Source organism: Komagataeibacter europaeus, assembly GCF_002173515.1.
Classification (GTDB): Bacteria; Pseudomonadota; Alphaproteobacteria; order Acetobacterales; family Acetobacteraceae; genus Komagataeibacter; species Komagataeibacter europaeus.
In genome coordinates this window covers 293,731-316,063 of record NZ_CP021467.1, presented here as the reverse complement: position 1 = coordinate 316,063, position 22,333 = coordinate 293,731, and the positions used below count along the sequence as shown (strand labels likewise).

The window sequence follows — 22,333 nt, the reverse complement described above, 5'->3', positions numbered from 1 at the left end:
CAGGAATGTTGATGACAGTATCATACATACAGTCAAGCCAGTCGAACGTCTGCGCATACTGCCCCCTTAAAAATCATGACAGGAAAATATCTGATTGCACCAGCAACACGCGTCATGCCCGTGTCTGCTGACTTTTCCGGCCCGGAGCCGGCTGCATAACCACATGTATGTACAAGCAGAGATAACATCGTTGTATTATTGTGGTCCCGTAATGGCAAGGCAACAGAATTCCTACATTCCAGACGTCTCTATATGGGCTGTCCATACATTTATCGGGACATGTTGCATTTTAGCAATTATTCTGGCTGTTATATCACCATTCGCTGCAATACTTGCCACAAACATTCAGGGCTGCTGTCGCGCCAGCAACAGCAGCCCTGATAAAAAAACCTTATGTATAAATACTTTATGGAATGACAGCGATAACATCCACCTCGATCAGCCATTCCGGGCGGGCCAGCGCCACGACAACCAGCCCCGTGAAAACGGGGAAGACCCCCTTCATACGCCGCCCCAGAACACGATATGTCGCTTCCCGGTAACGGATATCGGTCAGGTACACCGTAACCTTGCAGATATGGGACAGTTCGGAACCGGCTTCCTTCAGCAGCAGTTCGATATTGTCCATTACCTTTTCAGCCTGGCCCACCGGATCGCCGACCGCAACATTTTCACGTGTATCGAGATCCTGCGGCACCTGGCCGCGCACATAAACCGTCTGGCCCGCGACGACAGCCTGACACAGGTCATTGTCCAGGTTCTGTTCGGGATAGGTATCACGCGTGTTGAAACAGCGGATCCGCTTATGTGTTACCTGGCCTGTCATTATTTGTTCCCTCCCTTGCCCTGCTGCAGCACACCTTCGCTCAGCCCGGCTGAACGCTGCACGAATTCCAGTGCGCCGTTCCAGTCAAAGTTACGATAGACCGCAGCCAGATGCGCAAACGGCGGGGCCTGCGCAAAAAGCTGGAATGTCAGACGATGGCCGGCATAATCGGAATTGAGCATGTCACGGGCATAGGCCAGCAGCTTGCGCCGGTCCTCGGCCTGCCATGTTTCATTGATGGAATAGAATTTTTCCATCCATGGCGCGGTTTCGGGATCCCGGAATGTCGCCACGTCCGGCGTGACACAGATCTGTCCGCCACACAGTTCGCGCGTCAGGTGCATCATTTCATGCAGCTTGGAACACGCAAGCACACGCCCGGCCATAAGCAGCGACTGGTTGGGCATGAGCAGGCCACCGGGGCTTTCTTCCGCCATGGCGATGGACGCCGTCAGGTGGGCATTGATCCCTTCACGGTAGCAGGCAAGGGTCGCCAGCTTCTCCTGCACCGCCTGCTGGCGGTCCAGTCCGGTCTGGCGCACGTTGAACAGGGCAGCGCCGATCATCATGTCGGCCAGTTTCTGGTTGCGCTGCACGAAGGCGAAGGCGCTGTAGCGATGCAGCGTCGCACGGATGAAGGTCGCGGCCTTGGTATGCCGGTAGAAAAGTACGTTTTCCCACGGAATCAGCACGTCATCGAAAATGACAAGGGCTTCGACCTCGTCATATCTGTTGGACAGTGGATAATCCTCGATCGGGGCGCGACCGGCAAACCCGGTGCGACAGATGAATTTCAGGTTGGGTGAGGAAAAGTCACAGATGAACCCGACTGCGTAATCAGACAGTTCAGCATCACCCCAGTTGGCAATGGTAGGCTTGGTAAAGGCCTGGTTGGCGTAAGCCGCCGCCGTTTCGTATTTGGCGCCACGGACAATGATGCCCGCATCCGTTTCACGCACGACATGCAGCAGCATGTCCGGGTCCTGATCCTGCGGCCGCTTGGAACGGTCCCCCTTGGGGTCCGTGTTGGCCGAGACATGAAACGGGTCCGCATACATCGCCTTGTGAACGTGATGGCGGATATTTTCAGCGAACTGGGGATTGACCTCGTTCAGGATGTCCTGACCGTCATACAGTGACCACATCTCGCCAATCGTCTCGTCACCGACGCGCGTAACGATGCCCCCCACTTCATCCAGCACGGTGTCGGTCGCGATACGCTTTGCCTTCCAGTCTTCCTGCGTATGGGGCAACTGCAGGGCCAGCGGGGATTCATCACCCTTGTCATCCGTATAGACAAGCCGGTCACGGAAAGCCGCTTCATGCTGCATGTCGTACATCCGCGCACGGATGGACACGATGGGTCTGAACATCGGATGCGTCGTGACATCCTTCACCCGTTCGCCGTTCATCCATATCCGCCTGCCATCACGGATGGAGTCCAGATACTGCTGTCCTGTACGGATCATGAATTATATTCCTGCTCAAGAATTATGAAGAACGGGTTCCGGCCGATGAAACGCCCGGCGGAAATGCAGCAATGTCATCGTGGGCCGCAGACAGGTGTGCCGGACGCCACCAATAATCACCCCGTGCGTCCCGACATCGACGGATTGTTCAAGGGTGCAGTCAAAGGACGCCAGCGCCCCGTCCAGCAGCCATCCCCCGGCCTGCCCCGGCTTCCATGCCGCGCAGCCGAAATCGAATGCCGGAAAAGCCCCGGCCCGGCCCGCGAAATTTTCCGCAACCCCCACATGGTCGTGCGACAGCATGTTGATGACGAAACAGCCGTTTTCGATAATGGCCGCAAAAGCCGGGCTGCGCCGGTTGATGCACGCCATCATCATTGGCGGGTCGGCGGATGCGGATGTCACGGAACTGACGGTAATGCCGAACCGTCCGGCGGGGCCGTCCGTGGTGATCACGGCCACGGGGGCAGCAACATGCCCCATGGCCGCGACAAACAGGTCACGTTCGGATGATCCCTGCCCATGCTGTGATACCGATGCCTGGGTGGACATGGCACGCCTCCCGAAAACCAGTGCTTATGACCATGGGATATTCGAACGGAATATCATTCCGCTAAAGAAATATATATCGAAGATCGACCTCAGAAAAACCGAAGCAATAATGATTGATCAAAGGTTATTGCAATGCTCTACTCATCTCCCGGCACACCATATGAAGGGGCCTGGGCGGGATGCAGCGCACGCTGGACATAATCATACATCTGGGGTTTCCATACCGCCCACAGTTCCATCAGGCGCGCGACCGGATTTTCACCCCAGTCCACCCGCAGGTCCGCAAGCGGCCACTGTTCACGGTCAACCACCAGCATGCCGGCGGAATAGACAGGTCCGGCTTCGCCACCCGCATCAGCGCCAGCCTGCAGGGCCAGCAATATCCGCTCCCCCAGTTCGAGGGGCGGATCACCCTTTTCAAACGCGGCGACAATCGCGGCCGGCACATCCGCATTGGCCAGAAGGTTGCCGGCGGACACGACATTCTTGCCGAAGGCCTCGGCGTGGGTACCCAGCGTGCCGGTACCCGACCACGCGGCCCCGCGGCCGCTGCCGTCGATAAAGGTCATCTGCCGGTATTGCGCATGGGTTGCGACGCGGGCCATGACAACCTGGCATTCAGCGGGTGTCAGTCCACGTTCCAGCAGGTCAAGGGCCATTGGCCCCAGTCGCGGGTCGGTTACATTCTGCGACGTGACCGCCCCCACGCCCGCGCGGGCATAGGCGCAGCGGGCCGCCACGGCGGGCGACGACGATACGACCGCCACCCCAAACTGCCCGGTACGCGCGCAATGCGCGACGATGGAAAATGTCATGATCCTGCCTTTCCTTTTTTATCCTGTTTCATCCGATCCGGCGCCACCTGCCGCCATGCGGTCCCTGGTCCCGTCGTGACAGACACAGCAGCCGGAGCCACCCCATGCGTTTCACACTGAAACAGATCGAATATTTTGTCGCGGCTGCCGAAACGGGGTCGATTACCGCGGCATCCAGGCGGGTTCACATCTCCCAGCCATCCATTTCCGCCGCCATCGCCCAGCTTGAGGCCGTGTTCGGGATTACCCTGTTCATCCGCCATCATGCCGCCGGACTGTCCCTGACACAGGAAGGTCACAGCTTCCTGCGTGAATCGCGCAACCTGCTGCTTCATGCCGCGGAACTGGACATGACGGCGTCTGGCCTGTCGGGGCAGGTCAGCGGCATGATTGAAGTCGGATGCATGACAACGCTGTATTCCCTGATCGTGCCGGAACTGCTGCAGGAATTCGAAACCCGCCACCCCGGTGCCCAGCTGCGCATTATCGCCGGCCATCACAGTGAACTGATTGAAAAGCTGCGCAATGGTGAAATCTGCGCCATGCTGGCCTATGACCTGAACATGCCGCAGGATCTGGATTTTTCTCCGCTGGCCGCCCTGCCTCCCTTTGTCTTTGTATCGGCGCAGCACCGTCTGGCCCGCAGGCGGCATGTCGCCCTGTCTGAACTGGAACATGAACCCTTCCTGCTGCTGGACCTGCCGCTGTCACGGGATTATTTCCTGTCCCTGTTTTCCCATGCGGGCATCGTGCCCAACATAATGGGACGGTTCCAGAGCATTGATGTCATCCGTTCGCTGGTTGCCCGCGGCGAAGGCTACAGCCTGGCCAACGCACGCCCCCGCAACAAGGCGGCGCTGGATGGCAGGCCGCTGGCCTATCTTGCGCTCAAGGACACACCCCAGCCGCTGCTGTACGGCACGGCCACGATCGCGAACATACGGCAGACGGCACGGGCGACGGCCTTCCTGCAGGTATGCCGTGAACTGCTTGCGGGAAAGCCACTTCCGGGCAGCGACTAGGGCCGACGGCCTTACGCCACGCACAATGTATCAACAATACGGGCAAGGAAGGCGTCACCGGCGGCCAGTTCGTCGCGGGTAATGTATTCATCCGCCTTATGGGCACGATCGATTGATCCGGGGCCGCATATTACGGTGGGCAGGGTCAGTTCCTGCTGGAACAGTCCCGCTTCCGTCCCGAACCCGATGGTGGTCACCGCATTATGCTGGCTGGCCTGCAGGGCGATATTGCGGATGGCGGTATCAGGTTCGGGCACAAGGCCCGGATATTCATTGATGATTTCGAAGTCGATTGCCCCACCGGGATAATCGGCTGCCACACCCACTGCGCGTTCGCGCAACCGCTCCAGCCATGTATCCGCCGACTGTCCGGGCAGCAGGCGCATCTCGAACTGGATTTCACACCGGTCGGGGACGATATTCAGCGCAACCCCGCCGTTTATAAGCCCGACCTGCGCCGTGTTGAATGGCACGTCGAATGACGGGTCCTGTATCGGGGCGTCCATCATTTCCGCCTGGATGCGGGCAACTTCCTGTGTCATGCGGGCCGCGATCTGGATGGCGTTGCACCCCAGCATGGGATTGGCGGAATGTGCCGCGCGGCCGTGGCATACAATGCGCGCGGCCACCTTTCCCTTATGCGCCACGGCAACCTGCAGCCCGGTTGGCTCCCCTACGATACAGCCCCGTGCCGCAATCCCGCGTTCACGCAGGAACGCCAGAAGGGAACGCACGCCCACGCAGCCGATTTCCTCGTCACAGGAAATGGCGAAATGCAGGGGATGACGCAATGTCCGACCCGCCGCGTATCGTGCCGCCGTCAGCATACAGGCCAGAAAGCCCTTCATGTCGCTGCTGCCGCGCGCGAACAGCTTTCCATCACGGTCCGTCAGGCTGAACGGGTCGCATGTCCATCCCTGCCCCCGCACCGGCACGACATCGCTGTGGCCTGACAGCACGATGCCCTGTCCGGTATCTGGTCCGATCGTGGCAAACAGACCATAACGATCCGTCTCCTCATGCCGCACGATCGTAGCCGTGGCATGCACCGCACGTAACTGCTGCGCATACCATTCGATCAGGCCGAGATTGCTTTCCCTGCTCAGGGTCGGCCACGCGACCAGATGCGCAAGGGCCGCAACGGTCGGGTTACTGTCATGCAGCAGGGACGTCATGTTCGCTCCATCATCAGGGCCATCCGCCCTATCGTAAGGCAGTCCGGGGGCATCGCCTGCTCGGAAGTTTCTATGCCAAAGGAAGAAACTTCCGATGCGCTGCATCCATGCAAGGCAACTGGCCTGGCGATGACACCCTTCCCCTGCCCGCATCATTCGCGAACCAGCGAGACCATTACCGACAACCGGCTGAAAACAATAGACCATTCACTGAAGCATCCGGCCCGCAGGCCCGGCTTTCCTGTTGCCGTCCGTTCGTGAACGGACGTGTCGCAGCGGCCGCTGGCATACCCTTACATCCAAGAAACAATATGCTCTAATCACACTATATTGCCATCTCAGGAACAGATCCATGCCCCTCGACCTTGCCATCATCAATGCTGACATTCACGGCCATGCCCCACCCGTCAATGCAGTCGGCATCATGGACGGACATATCGTGGCGATCGGCACATCATCCGACATCATGGCGCAATGTGTCCCGACAACCGTCATCCGTGATCTGGGCGGCATGTTCCTGATGCCGGGCTTTATTGATGTCCACATGCATATCGCCATGGCCGCGGACTATCTTTCCGCCATCGGGCTGCGGGATGTGCGGACAATGAAGGCCCTGCTGGAACGGGTCGCGCAATGGGCGGCCGCGCATCCCGACGCGCCATGGATCCGCGGTCTGGAATGGAGCTATGGCTACCCCGACCTGCCCAATGGCGAATTCGATGCGCGCATGATTGACAGCATCCTGCCAGACCGGCCGGTAATCCTGACATCGGGCATGGCGCATGCGGCATGGGCGAATTCGCGTGCCATGGAAATTGCCGGAATTACCCGCGATACCCCCGACCCGGAAAATGGCGAGATCGTGCGCCGCGCCGATGGCACGCCATCGGGCTGGCTGAAGGAAGACGCCGTCAGCCTTGTCACCAGCCATATCCCACCCATGACCGGGCCGGAAATGGATCACGCGCTGGGTCTGGTGCTGGATACGGCATCCCGGCTGGGCATCACCCGCATGCAGAGTGCCGCATATGACGAAGCCTACCTGCCGCTGCTGTCGGCACGGGATGCGGCAGGCACGCTGCCGGTCCGTATCGGGATGATGACGGAAATAGAACCCGATCCCGGCCTGACGTCACAGCGCCTGCGCGAAGCACTTGACCTGCGCGCACGCTATGACAATGCGATGGTTCGCCTGGATGGCATCAAGTTCTTCCTTGACGGCGTGCTGGAATCCCATACCGGCTACATGCCCGAAGGCTATGCGGACCAGCCTGATGCACGCGGCACCCTGTTATGGGACCGCAGGGCCTATATTGATGCGGTCCGTGCCGGTGTGGAAAACGGGCTGGACATATGGACCCACGCCATCGGGCCGGGCGCCATCCACCTGGCGCTGGACGCGGCGGAAAATGCAGGCAACAGCCCGGAACGTCCACGGATCCGCGTGGAACATGCCGAACTGCCCTATCCCGATGATATTGCCCGTTTTGCCCACACATCCACCATCGCCAGCATGCAACCCGTCATGATCGCGCCTGCAGATGAGTGGATGGGCATGGAAGGAGTCTGGAAAAAACGCGTGGGGGACAATCGCGCGCAACTGGCTTTTCCAATGCGCTCGCTACTGGATGCGGGCAGCATGCTGGCGTTCGGGACGGACTGGCCGATTGTATCCCTTGATCCCCTGCGTGGATTGCGCAAGGCCGTCCTGCGCCGTCCCATCGGGGCACCTGCATCGGAAGCATGGATCCCGACACAGGCGATCCGCTTTCCCGAAGCATTCGACAGCTATACCAGCAAGGCCGCTGTGGCCGCCGGACGGGAACGGTATGAAGGCCGTATTGCCTTGGGCTACCGCGCAGATATCGCCGTCCTGTCGGGCAATCCCTTCATGACGGATCCGGACAGCCTGCCGGACCTGAAATGCATGCTGACGGTCACGGCAGGCCGTATCGTCCACGACCTTATCTGACGGCAGGGCGTGCGGGGGAATCCGCCTGCCGGCATATCAGCCAGTAAACCAGGCCGGGCAGCAGGATTCCCACCACCCATGACAGGTCAACCCCATCCATCTGCCGTGCCATCAGGCCGGAATACAGTTCATTTGAAATAAAGGGCACCTGCACGACAATACCCATGATGTAACAGAAAATGGCAGGGCGGTTGAAACGCCCGTATATGCCGCCATCATGACGGAAAAAAGACCGGATATCATAATCGCCATGCCGGATCAGGTAATAATCGACCAGATTGATTGCCGTCCACGGGGACAGGACCGCCAGCAGGAATTCAATGAAACTGTTGAGAATGTGCAGTATGTCGCCACTCAGCATAATCGTCAGCAGTACGGACAGCAGCAGCAGGCCACCCGCCAGCAACCCGCGACTGCGCGCCGTGGGGCGCCATGTCGGCCACATGGTATAAAACAGGGTCATGCAGGACAGGGCTGCGCAATAGATCTGCATCGTGCATGAAACCGTGATCGAAATCAGGACAATGCCAAGCAGGACATAAGTCGGCAGCGTATAATGCGCATGGATCGCGGCATAGAAATTCCCCGCCCATGCGGTACTGCCCATATAGGCCCCCAGAAAGGTGGGGACCGCGGTTCCAATGATGCTGCCCGTCATGCATGACCAGAATGCATCGCGTTCGGGTGTATCGGCAGGCAGGTAACGCGAATAATCCGACACATAAGGGGCATACGCCACCTGCCACAGCACCCCGATCGAGACGGCCGCCACAAAATCATGCATGCTGGGGAGCGCCATCAACGGCTGGACCGGCAGGGCATGCAGGTAAAACAGGAAGAAGGCCGCAAGGGCAAAGAACGCCGTGGCCGCCACATAGGTAAACCCGACCACAAAACGTTCAATCCACCCATGTCCGACAATACACAGCGAAAGGATGGCCGCGGCCAGCACATAGACGGGCAACTGATGTGGCGGCCCCCCCAGGGCCTGCTGCACCTGTTCACGTCCGATGGCCAGCAGTGTCGCGGTGAACCCCACATACATGACAATGACGACAACAATGACCAGTAGCGCACCATAGGCCCCGAACTGGCCACGTGTCTGCTGCATCTGCGGAATGCCCAGATGCGGCCCCTGGGCGGCATGCAGGGCCATGAACATGCCCCCCACCCCGTTGCCGGCCAGAATGGCAAGCGCCGCCCAGAACAGCGAAAGGTGACAGACCTGGCAGTAGATCATGCCCGTCAGGATCGCGAGTATGTTCTGGTTCGCCCCCAGCCAGACCAGACACAGCCCACGCGTGTTCCCCCTGCGCCGGTCTGCCGGTATGGGGAAAATCGTATCTTCCTCAACGGCCAGAACCGAATTGCGCAATGGTGCGTCAATGTCCATATACGGCAACTCCTTCAATAACAGGGGATCACTGTTATCAGATTGGTTCCGGAATGATATTTCTAATTTCCGGGATCAATTGCATCAAGAAAGCGGCTGACCACATCCTGCCCTGGCGGCACGGGTTCGCTGCCGCACATGACAGCAACCGCCAGCCCCGTCAGGGATGAAAGCGGCGTATGGCCACCAGCCCCATCGGCGCACAAATCCATTACCAGCGTCGGACAGCAGAACAGGCCACACCGGATCGTCGCACGCCAGTCGGCAGGCAGGTGCCCCGTGGCGCGCATATGCTCCAGCAGCGGACGCCACAGCAGCCCCGCCTTGGAATCCAGAAAGGCGCGCCGCAGGTCATTCATCTCCCACCCCAGCGTGACATCCAGTATTCCGTCGGGCGTCACGCTGGCATGGGTCGCCATATCAGCAGGCAGGTCGTGGGGATGATACAGCCAGTCCGCATGGGCGAAGATGTTATGGAAAGTCGCCTTGACCTCCGCCATGATGGCCGGAATATTCTGTCCGGCAAAGGCAGGGTCAAAGAAGGTCAGGCTCCTGCCCGCCCCCTCCCACCATACATTGGCGTTATGCGCGTCCCCATGCGCCGTAACCCCGCCAGAACGGGCCAGCATGCGGGGGGACAGCAGTCGCATGCTGCGTTCCAGCACAGTACGCAGCGTATCGGCATGCATCACCCCGTTGATGCGCCACTTCATGTCCAGCAGCGCGTGATCGGCCATACTTACGCCCGGAAACGCAAACGTACGCCCGGATGCAAAAAAACGCGCCGCCCGCGCCCCAAGCTGCCGGTCATCGGTTGTCAGCCGATGGTGGAATAACTGATGAAAGGGCTCGGCTGCGCATTCGGCTTCGGATATCGGGTGGAAGGTTTCGCGGTAAATGCGCGCCGTCAGCGCGTCAAGTTCGCGCTGTGCCGCAACGACCGGTCCGATATCCGCATCCGTCCCGTCATATGTACGGCACAGATCAGCCAGCCGTGGCGTTGATCGTCTGGTATAAAGCAGTATCTGCCGGCCGATAGCACGCGACACATAAACCGGCATGTCGATCGGGTAGCCAGCGTCGCGCAGGACCTCGCCACGATAGAATTCCTGAAGGGTACTTTCTTCATTTTCCTCATGATGGAACTTGAAGAAATATTCCTCCCCCGTCGGGGTGGTCAGGAAGCCGTTTACGGAATTCAGGCTGTATCCATCATTTCCCAGCGTAATATTGCTGACCTGCAGACCGAATTCCTCCCGTATCAGGTCGGAAAGGATGATGCATGTCCGCGCTACGTCTTTCGCACGAAAGGCCTGTAGCGCCTGTGCGGATGCTGAGTCATTCATGAATACAGCCTTTGTTCACAACCGACGGTTTACTGGCCTTTGGGTAGTGGACGGGCGGAAGACACCGCACGCGCATGGCCGGAAAACCCTTCATATGATGCAAAACGGTGCGTATGGGCCGCCATTTCCCTGTATCCCCGCGCGGAGACACGGGCAAACGACATCCGTTTCATGTAATCATGCACCGAAAGCGGTGAATGCGTGCGCGCGGCCCGGTTGGTCGGCAGCACGGCATTGGGACCAATGACGTAATTGCCAAGGCTGACTGGCGTATGGTTGCCCAGCAGCACCTCGCCCGCGTTACGGATACGCCCGAGGTCAGCCATCGGGTCGCATGTCAGGATTTCCAGATGTTCAGGGGCATAGGCATTGGTGAATTCGACTGCCGTATCAAAATCACGCGTCAGAACGATGCCACCATACGCCCCGCACAGGACAGTGGATGAGAACTCGGCGCGTTTGGCGTCCATCTGCTGCCAGTGACCGGGCAATGCCGCCTGTACGCCCTTTGCCACGCGCGGGCTGTCCGTCACCAGCCAGGCAGAGGAATCCGGCCCATGTTCGGATTCAATAATCAGGTCCAGCGCCGCCAGTTCAGGATCCACGCTGTCATCGGCAAGGATGATCGCCTCACTCGGGCCTGCGGGCACGCCGGGATCGATGACGTGGGAAAGCAGTTTCTTCGCCGCGACGACATACGGGCTGCCCGGCCCCACGATCTTCATGCAGGCCGGGACGGTTTCCGTGCCATACGCCACGGCGGCCACGCCCTGCGCACCGCCACATTTATAGACTTCGGTCACGCCAATCAGGCGCGCGGCGACAAGCGTGCCCGCATCCACGCGCCCATCCGGCGCGGGCGGCGTGATGATGACCAGGCGCGGCACTCCGGCCACCATGCCCGGAATGGCGGTCATGTTCACGACGCTGGGAAACGCACCCTTGCCACGCGGCACGTAGCAGGCCACCGATTCAATGGCGACATTCCGGTCCCCTGCCCATACGCCGGGCTGGACCTCGATCATCCAACTGTCCTCGGGCTTCTGGGCCTCATGGAATTTGCGGATATTGCCAATTGCATATTCAATTGAACGGATCAGTTCGGGATCCATTTCACGGAAGGCGGTTTCAAACTCCTCCTCCGTGGCGCGGATGCTCATGTCGGGTATGGTCACGCCGTCATAGGCCTGCGCGAAACGGCGCAGGGCTGCGTCACCTTCGGTCCGGACGGCCTCGATAATCGGCTTGACCCGTTCCAGATACGGACCAAGGTCGGCTTCCGTACGGTCAAGAAGGTGGGCGGGAATATTTTCAGCATCCCGCAGATCGACAAAATTGACAGTCTTGTTCATCTGGTCGCTTCCACTCAGGCAACGCATTATAGGCGACCGGCAACCATAGCCGGGCAAAAAACCATGTCTGTTCCCTGCCGCGCGCTACAGATCTTCCTGGTCCCCGTTCACCCGATTCATATCAATTCCAAAACGAATGGGCAACGATAATATCATACATATATATACAACCTTCAGATGGCCGCCAGGAAACCGCCATCCACATACAGGATCTGGCCGTTTACATAGGCTGCAGCATCCGAGCACAGGAACTGCACGATACCCCCCAGTTCCGCAGGCTCCCCAAACCGCCCAAGCGGAATGCGCGCCATCATTGTCTCACGCCATTTTTCATCATGAAAAAAGGGCTCCGTCATTTCCGTGCGGAAATATCCCGGCCCCACCGCATTGACCCGGATACCCTTTGGCCCCCATTCCGTGGCCAGTCCGCGCGTCACACCCAGCAGGCCGGATTTTGACGCACCATACGGCACGGCCCCGGGAATGCCGACCGCGGACGCCAGTGAACACAGGTTGACGATCGCCCCACCGGCCTGCATCCCGCGCGCCACATGCAACGCACAGAAAAATGCCCCGCGCAGGTTGGTATCGACAATCCTGTCCCATAATGCTTCGTCCGCATCAATGGCGGGACGCAGTTCTTCCATACCGGCATTGTTTACCAATGCATCGATCCGGATGTCCTGTGCGTGGAGATCATGAAAAGCCCGTTCGATATCACCAGTATCGGCAACATCTACCGTAAAATGGTCCATGTGCAGGCCATCGCCCCGCGCCATCTCGCAGGTTTCCCGCAAGGGGACGACAGAACGGCCACAGATAAACACCCGTGCCCCCTGCCCCGCCAGATGCAGCGCCACCGCCCGGCCAATGCCACGACCGCCCCCCGTCACGACAATGGTGCGTCCGCGCACACAGAAGGGGTTTTTCATCATGCTTCCTCCGCAATGGAATGGGGAAAGATCAGCGTTTTCAGTCCTGCACGCTGTTGCGCCAGCAGTTCCCCATAGACATCCGGTATCTGCCCTACCCCCTGTATCATGGAGACGAAAGCCTTCAGCCGTTCGCGCAGGGCTGGCAACAGGGCGATGGCTTGAGGCATTTCATCGGCAAAGGCGCTGACGCCGCGCACCTCCAGTTCACGCTCGACAATAAAGTTCAGGTCGAGGTTGAGCTTTGTCGCGGTCAGTCCGGCCAGAACCAGTCGCGTCCCCGGCGCGGCACAATCCAGCAGATGCCCCGCCACCGCAACCGATCCCGTGGTGTCCAGCATGAAACGGGGCGCCTGACCATTGACGGCGGTGCCGACCGCATCCAGCGCCAGGGGCGAAACGCCGCAGGTTTCCTGCAACAGGCGCATGCGTTTCGGATCGCGTTCAACAAGATACACCGTGCCATCATGCCGTTCAGACAGCACCAGTGCGGCAAGGCCGCCAATCGTTCCGCCGCCACAAACCACGACAGGCATGCCCGGATCGGGAGCCAGCCGGTTTACGGCATGGACCGCCACGGACAGGGGTTCCGCCAGTGCCGCCAGCCAGAACGGCATGTCGGGGGAAATACGGTGCAACTGGCGGGCCGGGAGAACGACTTCCTGTGCAAACCCGCCATCACAGACCTCGCCTACAAATGCCAGCCTGGTGCACAGATTGCTCTGTCCCTGCCGGCACGATGGGCACTGCCCGCACCCCACCCGGGAATCCGCCACCACGCGATCCCCCGGCCGGAAGCCGGTCACGCCGGGGCCGACCGCCATGACTTCACCGGAAAACTCATGCCCTGGTGTGACGGGGGTGCGGGTAATCCACTGCCCTGTCCGGAAATTGTGCAGGTCCGAACCACAGATCCCGGCCGCCATGACCCGTATCCGCACCTGATCTGGACCCGGTGCAGCCGGTGCCTGAACGGTTTCGATGCGGATATCCCCAATTCCGTATAAACGTGCTGCCTGCATCTGCCATCTCTTTAGCGTGGTATTCTGCTGGTCACCGAACCTGCGGCGTCCAGTCCAGAACGGTGTCAAGAAATCCTGCCATGGTTGTGGAAAGCCTGCGGAAGGCCGTTTCATCCAGCGGCCATGGCGCGTCTTCATGCTGGAGATAGGTACTCTGGGCAATTTCCATCTGCACGGCATGAAATCCCTGGTCCGGCTGTCCATAATGCCGGGTGGTGTATCCCCCCCGAAAACGGCCATTCACGACATGGGTATAGCCGGACAGGCTTTTGGCATGGGCCGCGATACGGTCCTGAAGCCGCCTGTCGCAGGATGCGCCGCTGTTGGTGCCAATATTCAGGTCAGGCAGGCGCCCTTCAAACAGGCGGGGAATATGGGTCTGGATGGAATGCCCGTCCCATAACACCGCCCAGCCATGCTGCTGCTTCAGCCGTTCGAGTTCCTGACCAACTGCATCATGATAAGGTTTCCAGAACGCGGAGGTCCTGTCATGGATCTCGTTCTGGTCCGGTTCCTGTCCGGCCTGATAGATCGGCGTGCCATCAAATGCCAGATTGGGAACAAGTCCGGTACTGGGCCGTCCCGGATACAGGACGGCGTCATCCGCGCCACGATTAAGGTCCACTACATAACGCGAATAACGCGCACGGATGACACCTATGCCGCGTTCGCGTGCAGGGCCTGTATAAAGCTGGTCAATATACCAGTCCGTATCAGGCAGTTGCCTGCCATACGGGGTCATGCGCGCCGCCATGCCGGGGGGCAGGTCCGTGCCCGAATGGGGAAGGGTCAGCAGGACGGGCGCATGACCGGGATGGAAGTCGAATACCGGGGAACCCGAAGGAAGATTGGTCATTATCGATCGTAACCTTTCATTCAGCCGCCAGCGCGGCAAGCGCACGATGAAAATTACGGGTAATGCCGTCATGATCGGCATGACGACCGTCCTGCACAACCCACTGCCCCGCACACATCACATCACGCACCGGCAGCGTGGGACAGGCAAAAATGGCTGAATCGAGGATCCGGTCCCCCTGCAGTTCCGGCAGGGACAGTTTTTCCGGGGCCAGCACACACAGGTCGGCCCGCGCCCCCACAACCAGCCCCGATGATGGCAGGCCGCAGGCCTGACGGCCGCCTTCGCATGCCGCACGGTACAGGTAGCCGCCAACCGAACCCATCTCCCCGTCCGGCAGACAGACGCAACGCTGCTGCCGATCGAGGCGCGCGCCATATTCCAGCAGGCGCAGTTCCTCACCAGGGCTGATCAGGATGTTGCTGTCGCTACCAATGCCGAAACGCCCGCCCTGCGCCACGTATGCCGAAAAGGGAAAAAGCCCGTCCCCCAGATTGGCCTCCGTAATCGGGCATAGACCGGCCACGGCGCCACTGCGGGCGACCAGTGTCGTTTCGGCCGCCGAAAGATGCGTGGCGTGCACAAGGCACCAGCGCGCATCGACAGCGGCATGATCAAACAGGTATTCCACAGGCCGCGCACCGGTTGCCTGCAGGCATTCCGCCACTTCGGCCTGCTGTTCGGCCACGTGGATATGGATCGGCGCGCCAGCCGCCAGCTGATCGACTGCCGCCCCGACCTCACGGATATCCACGGCGCGGACGGAATGAAGCCCGACCCCGACAATGGGGGACATTGCATGATCATCTGCCTGGCGCACCCGGCTTATGATATCCGCCAGGGTCTGTAGCGTACTGGCGAAACGCTGCTGCTGGGACAACGTCGTCTGTGCCCCGAAGCCCGACCGGGCATACAATGTCGGCAGCAGGGTCAGGCCCATGCCCACGTTTCGCGCGGCCTGCACGATACGCAGCGACATTTCCGCACGGTCGGCATACGGCACGCCCCCCCTGCCATGATGCAGGTAATGGAATTCGGCAACCTGCGTATAACCGCGTTCCAGCATTTCCATATACAGGAATGTAGCAATATCCTGCATCTGTTCCGGCGTAACATTATCAGCCAGACGGTACATGGCCCTGCGCCATGTCCAGAACGTATCGGACGGGTTGCTGCGCCCTTCCGCAAGGCCGGCCATGGCGCGCTGGAACGCATGGGAATGCAGGCTGTATTGCGGGGGAATAACAATATCCGTGCATATTACCGAAGGGTCGGGGTCGGGACTGGAATCAGGTATAATGGCGGAAAAGCAGCCATCCTTTCCCACTTCGATCCGCACATTGCTGCGCCATCCGGTGGGCAGCATGGCCTGTCTTGCAAAAATCGTGACCATTTTCACTCTCATGCCTGATAGGCAGGTGATCCTGCGTTTTGTTATGAATTGATAACAGATTTGACTTATTTGTATATACTTATCTAAAAAACATGGGAAACGAAGGAAAACGCACGATGTGGGACAGACTCTGGATCAACCTGAATATCGCGACGATGATGCCCGCCACTGACGCATCGGATGATCCGTACGGGTGCATTCATGACGCCGCCATCGCCACCAGCGGCAGCCAGATTGCCTGGATCGGCGCGCGCGCGGACCTGCCCGCCACCCCTGATACGCTGGCCCATACCGTCATTGACGGGCATGGGCACTGGATGACGCCGGGCCTGATTGATGCCCATACCCACATCATTTATGCGGGCGATCGCAGCACGGAGTTCGAAAAACGGCTGAACGGCGTTTCCTATACGGAAATTGCGCGGCAGGGGGGCGGCATCCTGTCCACGGTCACCAACACGCGCGCGGCAAGCGAGGATACCCTCCTCTCCCTTGCCATGGAACGTGCGCAGCGCATGATCCGCGCGGGCACCACCACCATCGAGGTCAAGTCCGGTTACGGCCTGACGCTTGAAGACGAACTCAAGCAGTTGCGCGTCGCCCGACGGCTGGGCGAGGTCCTGCCGGTATATGTACATACAACATTCCTTGGCGCCCATGCCTTTCCCCCTGAATATGCGGACAGGCAGGATGATTACGTCTCCTTCCTGATTGATGTCGTGCTGCCACGCGCCGCAGCCGAAGGACTGGTCGATAGCGTCGATGCCTTTTGCGAAAACATTGCCTTCAGTCCCGCGCAGGTCCGCCGGCTGTTTGACAGGGCCATGGAATTGCAATTGCCCGTACGCATCCATGCCGATCAGTTATCCGATACGGGTGGCGGCAGCCTGGCCGCGCAGTACCGCGCCCTGTCCGCCGACCATGTCGAATATGTCAGCGAGGCGGGCGTGATGGACATGGCGCAGACCGGAACGATCGCCATACTGCTGCCCGGCGCGTTCTACTTCATTCGTGAAAAGCATGCGCCCCCCGTCGCCCTGTTCCGCAGGCATGGGGTGGCCATGGGACTGGCGACCGACTGCAATCCCGGCACATCCCCCGCGACCAGCCTGACGGCCATAATGAACATGGCCTGCACCCTGTTCCGCATGACACCGGCCGAGGCACTGGCGGCCGTCACCCGTATCGGCGCGCGGGGCCTGAACCTGCAGGACAGCACGGGCAGGCTGACGACCGGCATGATGGCGGACATGGCGATATGGAACGTCAGTGGCCCGCATGAACTGTCATACTGGATCGGGGGACTGACCCCCATCACCCGGATTTTCCACGGCGTGCCGGACGCGACATAGAAATGCCGGATATGTGATACCGCCGCGCGGAAGGCCGCATTTCCCCCCGGTGCTTGCGCTTGGCGATTTTATCCGTAGGTTCTGCTCCGCATGGAAGCGTATAATGCCGGACCAGGGGCAAAACGGGGGAAACCGGGTGGATGAAGTTTGATCGCGTGAAGTCGTTGGACGCAATCCTGGCGACGGCCAAAAAGAAATCACTGAACCGGTCGCTTGGGGCTTTCCAACTCACGATGCTGGGAATCGGCGGGATCATCGGAACCGGTATATTCGTGCTGACTTCGGAAGCCGCGCAGAAAGCGGGGCCGGGCATGATGTTAAGCTTCATCCTTGCCGGTTTCATCTGCATGTGCGCGGCGATCTGTTATTCCGAACTGGCGTCCATGGTCCCCACTGCCGGATCGGCCTACACCTACACCTATGCCGTGATGGGTGAACGGCTGGCATGGATGGTGGGCTGGGCGCTGATCCTGGAATACGCCATCGGGGCTTCTGCCGTGGCGTCAAGCTGGTCGGGATACATGATCGGGCTGATCGAGAACCTGTTCCATATCAAGATATCCCCTTTATGGGTGAACAGTCCGTCCGCTGGCGGCTATATCAACCTGCCAGCGGTGGTCATTACCCTGCTGATCACCTGGCTCCTGATTCTGGGCACGACCGAAAGCGCGCGGGCCAACGCCATTCTGGTCGGCATCAAGGTCGCGGCCCTGTCCCTGTTCGCCATCCTTGCCATCCCGGTCATGAACACCAGCCATTTCGAACCCTTCATGCCGACCGGGATCACGGGCATGGCCGGGGCCGCGGCATCCATCTTTTTTGCCTATGTCGGCTTTGACGCCGTATCAACAGCGGCCGAGGAAACACGCAACCCGCAGCGCAATGTGCCCATTGCCCTGATTGCCTCCCTCGCCTTCTGCACCATTTTCTACCTGCTGGTTTCGCTTGGGGCGATTGGTTCCCCCCTTGGCGCACAGCCAATTACCGGGGCCGATGGCAGCATACTGGCACCAGGCACGCTGGCGCTGGAACAGAGATGCCGCGCAATTGCCGCAACCGGCGCGCAAGATCCCCTGCCCTGTTCGCATGAAGCCCTGGCACACGTGCTGCGCTCCATCGGGTGGACCAGGATCGGTAACCTGATTGGTCTTGCGGCGACCATCGCCCTGCCTTCCGTCGTGCTGATGATGATTTTCGGGCAGACGCGCATATTTTTCACCATGGCGCGTGATGGCCTGCTGCCCGACAGCTTTGCCCGTGTCCACCCCCGCTATCGCACGCCGCATATCGTGACGATTGTAACGGGCATTGGCACGGCGCTTGGTGCCGCTTTCCTGCCCGTGGGCACCCTGGCGGACTATTCCAATTCCGGCACGCTGTTTGCATTCGCCATGGTGGCCGTATCCGTCCTGATCCTGCGCCGGACCGATCCCACGCGCGTCCGGCCGTTCCGGGCCCCTGCCATATGGCTGTTCGCGCCGCTTGCCATCATTGGCTGCATCTATCTTTACCTGTCACTGGACCTGATCGCGATACTGGTACTGCCGGTATGGGGCGTGATAGGATTGCTCATATATTACGGATATGGTCGTTCGCGCAGTTATGTAGGCCGGGGGATTGAAGTATCCGACAGCATGAATTCCTGATTCCCGTATCGTCTATGGTTGTGACAGGGTCTGGTGCGCGCGTTCGATAATGAACTGCCGGATGCTTTCAATTTCATCCGGCTTCATGGATTTTTCAAACCCGTCCATGCCGAAACTGCTCAGCGCCCCCTTGCCCACGATGGCGTAGAAACTGTTCTTATCCTGAATGGCCGGGGATTTCCGCAGATCCGGCAGGACGCCATTCCATTCCACATTGGCACCATGGCAGTACTGGCAATAATTCTGGTACTGCTGGCTTCCCGCCAGTGCCTGCCGGGGCACGAACGACGCCGGTGGCGGGGATGAGGGAACAGGAGCATCATTGACAGCAGGCAGATGGTCCTTGCCATCAAGGGCAAAGGCAAGGACACGGGAATGATTGACAGACCCGGTTTCCTGACGGGCCAGTCCTGTCGCGAACAGGCCGTACGACCCGCCCCAGCCCACTTCAATCGCGACATACTGCCGCCCACCGATACGATAGCTGACGGGAGAAGCGATGATGCCACTTTGCGCATCGAAGCTGAACAGATCCTTCCCGTCATGCGCGTCATAGGCATGGAACGTGCCGTCCGTCAGTCCCTGGAACACCAGGTCGCCAGCGGTGGCAAGTGTTCCGCCATTCGCCGGGCCTTTCTGCACCACTTCCCATCGTGCCGTCTGTGATACCGGATCCCACGCCACCAGCGTTCCCCGCAGGTCCCTGACCGCGGCTTTCTGTTCCTCGGTGGACGGCATTCTGTCATCCGGCTGAATATCAAGCCCCAGATTCCAGCCATCCGGCAGGGCCCTGAATTTACGCGCGCCCTTCAGGTGATCGGGCACCTGCTGGGTCGGCAGGTACACCAGTCCCGTACGGGGGCTGTAGCTCATCGCGGCGATACCGTGCCCCCCCATATCCCCCGGAAAGACGTAGAATGGTTTGCCGGTGACGGAATACTGTGCGGCCGGATTGAAGATCGGCCGCCCTGTTTTCGGGTCCAGTCCCTTTGCCCAGTTTACGAAAACGAAGTTCCTGCCAGAGATAAATTCACCTGTCGCGGCATCAAGAACGTAGAAGAAGCCGTTCTTGGGCGCATGCACGATCACATGCCGCATCTGCCCACCAAGGGGAAGGTCAAGCGTCATGATCTGCTGGGTTGATGTATAATCCCACTGGTCTTCAGGTGTTTCCTGAAAATGCCAGACATATTCACCCGTCTCCGGTTTCACCGCGACAATGCTGTCAAGGAAGAGGTTGTCCCCCTTTCCGTTGGAACGGATGCCATAACTCCATGGTGACCCGTTACCCGCCCCGAAATAGACAAGGTCCGTTACCGGATCATATACAATCGAATCCCATACCGTACCGCCGCCACCCTGACGCACCCATGCGCCCGTGGGGCTCCATGTCGGATAAGCGCGGGTCATGAGAACCGTATCGGACGGCGCGTGGTCGGGTCTGTTATGGGGGTTGGGCACTGTAAAGAACCGCCAGTCCAACCTGCCCGTTTCCGCATCAAACGCTGAAATGAAACCACGGGCGCCAAATTCCGCCCCACCGTTTCCGATCAGCACCCTGCCCTTTGCAATACGGGGTGCGCCGGTAATGGTATAGGCCTGCTGCTGGCCCAGATCCGCATCTGTCGGGATCGTGTTGACACTCCAGACGACTTTGCCATCCTTTGAATCCAGGGCAATCAGCCTGTTGTCAAAGGTCGCCAGATACAGCCTGCCATTCCAGTAGCCCAAGCCACGGTTTACGATATCGCAACACCCCCGGACACCGATCCTGCCATCCACCTTCGGGTCATAGGCCCATAGCAGGCGGCCGGTCGCGGCATCCAGCGCCTTGACCTTGCTCCACGCGGTGGTGGTGTACATGACCCCGTTGACGATCAGGGGCGTCGCTTCCTGCCCCCGGTTGGTATCCAGATCATAATGCCACGCCAGATGCAGACGACCAATGGTTTTGGCATTGATCTGCGTTAAAGGGCTGTATCGCTGTTCTGAATAGGTACGGCCATGGGTCAGCCAGTCACCGGGATGGTCATCGGCATGAATAATGGCGTCCCCTGTCGATTCCGCATGGACCGGGGCAGCCGCACACAGGAGCATTCCCATACCCAGCAGGACATCACGCCACCGAAGATTTGGAAGATGATGACCCCATATGGTAATGTACTGCATGCTCATGAAGCCTGTTTCCTTTCCTGATAAAGCCCGCATGACTTAAATATTCCTGTATCGTATCTAATATGGACGGGAATGACACGTGATTTTTCCGTCAACCATCGGGTATTCAACCTTGGAACAGACAATATGTTGGAAATACAATTTTTATTTTTCGAATATTGTTTGAAAAAATAATAAAACTTTCAGGTGCAGTATTTCCTAAAAAGATGACATTCCCTGAAGCTTTCTTATTATTTAATTATGTAAATATTATATTGAAATTCCCTCCAGATATATACTGAAATTTTCTGACGCCACCAGATGGCATGGTACAAAATGACGTAGCACACGATCCGCGCCTGCATGATACAGACACCCATCACTACAACCGGACAGGATATCGGCCTGCTTGCGTGCGACATATTACAGGCAGAGCAGGATCGCCGGGAAACGGCATGCCCCTTCGTCATCGTGACAATACGGATATCAAGAGCATTTTCCGGTCCGCATAAGCCGCCATTACGATAACGATCAACCCTGTGTCATAAAAACAACAATGTATCCCGGCACTGTGATATCAATGCCCAAGGGCAGAGCAGTTCCCCCAATTCATATCCATACCGTTTCAATATTTTCTTTTCAAAATAATGAAATTATGAAAATTCGTTCCATATTCGCCTTATGTTCCATTGTAAATTCATTATATGTGAACAATCCATCTTGCTCTATAAAATGACCATCCCCAAAGCAACTCAACCCTAAATTTTAAAATAAAATTATATTATTTAATGGTATAATTTATAATTTTAAGTATAAAATAAGGGAATTTACATGACTATACTTAATTTATAAGCGCACCAAAATTAATAAAAATAAATACAGATACTTCAATAATAACATGATTACTCATACGCCATAGACAAATATATGTTTAATAATACTGTAACTGTAGTGTCATAAAAACATCACGAGACACCATGAAACCCGAAACATAGGGTGTGCCGCGTCATCCAACCACCACCGATCGGGGCCTTGTCATGAGGGATCACGCTGCAT

17 protein-coding genes are annotated in these 22,333 nt (G+C 58.6%); 4 read left to right on the top strand and 13 right to left on the bottom strand.

Translation table 11 applies throughout. From position 1 onward, the window contains the following. Positions 1–406 precede the first annotated feature (406 nt). The 4 genes from S101446_RS01415 to S101446_RS01400 all read right to left on the bottom strand — a co-directional run bounded on the left by S101446_RS01415 (position 407) and on the right by S101446_RS01400 (position 3,662). The gene (locus tag S101446_RS01415; RefSeq protein WP_010507340.1) at positions 407–826 is read right to left on the bottom strand and encodes a RidA family protein; all 420 of its coding nucleotides are present in this window, start codon (positions 824–826) and stop codon (positions 407–409) included. Further along, positions 826–2,295, bottom strand: a complete 1,470-nt coding sequence (locus tag S101446_RS01410; protein WP_010507339.1) for a 4-hydroxyphenylacetate 3-hydroxylase family protein — start codon at positions 2,293–2,295, stop codon at positions 826–828. Before S101446_RS01410 ends, S101446_RS01415 begins: the two co-directional genes overlap by 1 nt. A gap of 15 nt (positions 2,296–2,310) precedes the next feature. Continuing rightward, positions 2,311–2,847: a flavin reductase family protein gene (locus S101446_RS01405; RefSeq protein ID WP_087607371.1), complete on the bottom strand. Its 537-nt coding sequence runs from the start codon at positions 2,845–2,847 to the stop codon at positions 2,311–2,313. A 137-nt stretch (positions 2,848–2,984) separates the two neighbouring features. Then, positions 2,985–3,662 carry a DUF1028 domain-containing protein gene (locus tag S101446_RS01400; RefSeq protein WP_087607370.1) on the bottom strand — a complete coding sequence of 226 codons (678 nt, stop codon included), beginning with the start codon at positions 3,660–3,662 and terminating at the stop codon, positions 2,985–2,987. Between the two features lie 104 nt (positions 3,663–3,766). Here S101446_RS01400 and S101446_RS01395 point away from each other — a divergent pair, with 104 nt between their 5' ends. Further along, the gene (locus tag S101446_RS01395; protein WP_087607369.1) at positions 3,767–4,684 is read left to right on the top strand and encodes a LysR substrate-binding domain-containing protein; all 918 of its coding nucleotides are present in this window, start codon (positions 3,767–3,769) and stop codon (positions 4,682–4,684) included. Positions 4,685–4,695: 11 nt separating this feature from the next. Here the strand turns inward: S101446_RS01395 and argE are convergent, their stop codons facing one another. Continuing rightward, on the bottom strand, positions 4,696–5,859 hold the full coding sequence (argE, locus tag S101446_RS01390; RefSeq protein WP_087607368.1) for an acetylornithine deacetylase: 1,164 nt from the start codon (positions 5,857–5,859) through the stop codon (positions 4,696–4,698). 352 nt (positions 5,860–6,211) lie between these two features. On the opposite strand from argE, the gene S101446_RS01380 reads away from it, so the two are divergent. After that, a complete protein-coding gene (locus tag S101446_RS01380) occupies positions 6,212–7,831 on the top strand; it encodes an amidohydrolase (protein ID WP_087607366.1) in 1,620 nt (539 codons plus the stop codon). On the opposite strand, the gene S101446_RS01375 is transcribed toward S101446_RS01380, so the two are convergent. The 7 genes from S101446_RS01375 to S101446_RS01345 all read right to left on the bottom strand — a co-directional run bounded on the left by S101446_RS01375 (position 7,824) and on the right by S101446_RS01345 (position 16,125). Continuing rightward, entirely contained in the window at positions 7,824–9,224 is a 1,401-nt protein-coding gene (locus tag S101446_RS01375; protein WP_019086708.1) for a purine-cytosine permease family protein, read from the bottom strand. The genes S101446_RS01380 and S101446_RS01375 overlap by 8 nt on opposite strands. Before the next feature lie 62 nt (positions 9,225–9,286). Further along, positions 9,287–10,570 (bottom strand): hypothetical protein, encoded by a 1,284-nt coding sequence (locus tag S101446_RS01370; protein ID WP_087607365.1) that lies wholly within the window; start codon positions 10,568–10,570, stop codon positions 9,287–9,289. A 29-nt stretch (positions 10,571–10,599) separates the two neighbouring features. Further along, positions 10,600–11,922, bottom strand: a complete 1,323-nt coding sequence (gene hisD, locus S101446_RS01365) for a histidinol dehydrogenase (protein ID WP_087607364.1) — start codon at positions 11,920–11,922, stop codon at positions 10,600–10,602. A gap of 173 nt (positions 11,923–12,095) precedes the next feature. Continuing rightward, positions 12,096–12,857, bottom strand: coding sequence for an SDR family NAD(P)-dependent oxidoreductase (locus tag S101446_RS01360; protein ID WP_087607363.1), 762 nt, complete (start codon positions 12,855–12,857; stop codon positions 12,096–12,098). Then, positions 12,854–13,876 (bottom strand): zinc-dependent alcohol dehydrogenase, encoded by a 1,023-nt coding sequence (locus S101446_RS01355; RefSeq protein WP_087607362.1) that lies wholly within the window; start codon positions 13,874–13,876, stop codon positions 12,854–12,856. The genes S101446_RS01360 and S101446_RS01355 overlap by 4 nt, the downstream gene beginning before the upstream one ends. 31 nt (positions 13,877–13,907) lie before the next feature. Next, entirely contained in the window at positions 13,908–14,732 is an 825-nt protein-coding gene (gene hutG, locus S101446_RS01350) for an N-formylglutamate deformylase (protein ID WP_087607361.1), read from the bottom strand. Positions 14,733–14,748: 16 nt separating this feature from the next. Beyond that, the gene (locus S101446_RS01345) at positions 14,749–16,125 is read right to left on the bottom strand and encodes a formimidoylglutamate deiminase (RefSeq protein ID WP_087607360.1); all 1,377 of its coding nucleotides are present in this window, start codon (positions 16,123–16,125) and stop codon (positions 14,749–14,751) included. A 116-nt stretch (positions 16,126–16,241) separates the two neighbouring features. On the opposite strand from S101446_RS01345, the gene hutI reads away from it, so the two are divergent. Together hutI and S101446_RS01335 are read left to right on the top strand one after the other, a co-directional pair. Continuing rightward, positions 16,242–17,477 (top strand): imidazolonepropionase, encoded by a 1,236-nt coding sequence (gene hutI, locus S101446_RS01340; protein WP_087607359.1) that lies wholly within the window; start codon positions 16,242–16,244, stop codon positions 17,475–17,477. A 140-nt stretch (positions 17,478–17,617) separates the two neighbouring features. Next, positions 17,618–19,123, top strand: a complete 1,506-nt coding sequence (locus tag S101446_RS01335) for an amino acid permease (RefSeq protein ID WP_087607358.1) — start codon at positions 17,618–17,620, stop codon at positions 19,121–19,123. Positions 19,124–19,135: 12 nt separating this feature from the next. Here S101446_RS01335 and S101446_RS01330 read toward each other — a convergent pair whose 3' ends face one another. Continuing rightward, the gene (locus S101446_RS01330; protein WP_087607357.1) at positions 19,136–21,298 is read right to left on the bottom strand and encodes a PQQ-dependent dehydrogenase, methanol/ethanol family; all 2,163 of its coding nucleotides are present in this window, start codon (positions 21,296–21,298) and stop codon (positions 19,136–19,138) included. Positions 21,299–22,333 lie beyond the last annotated feature (1,035 nt).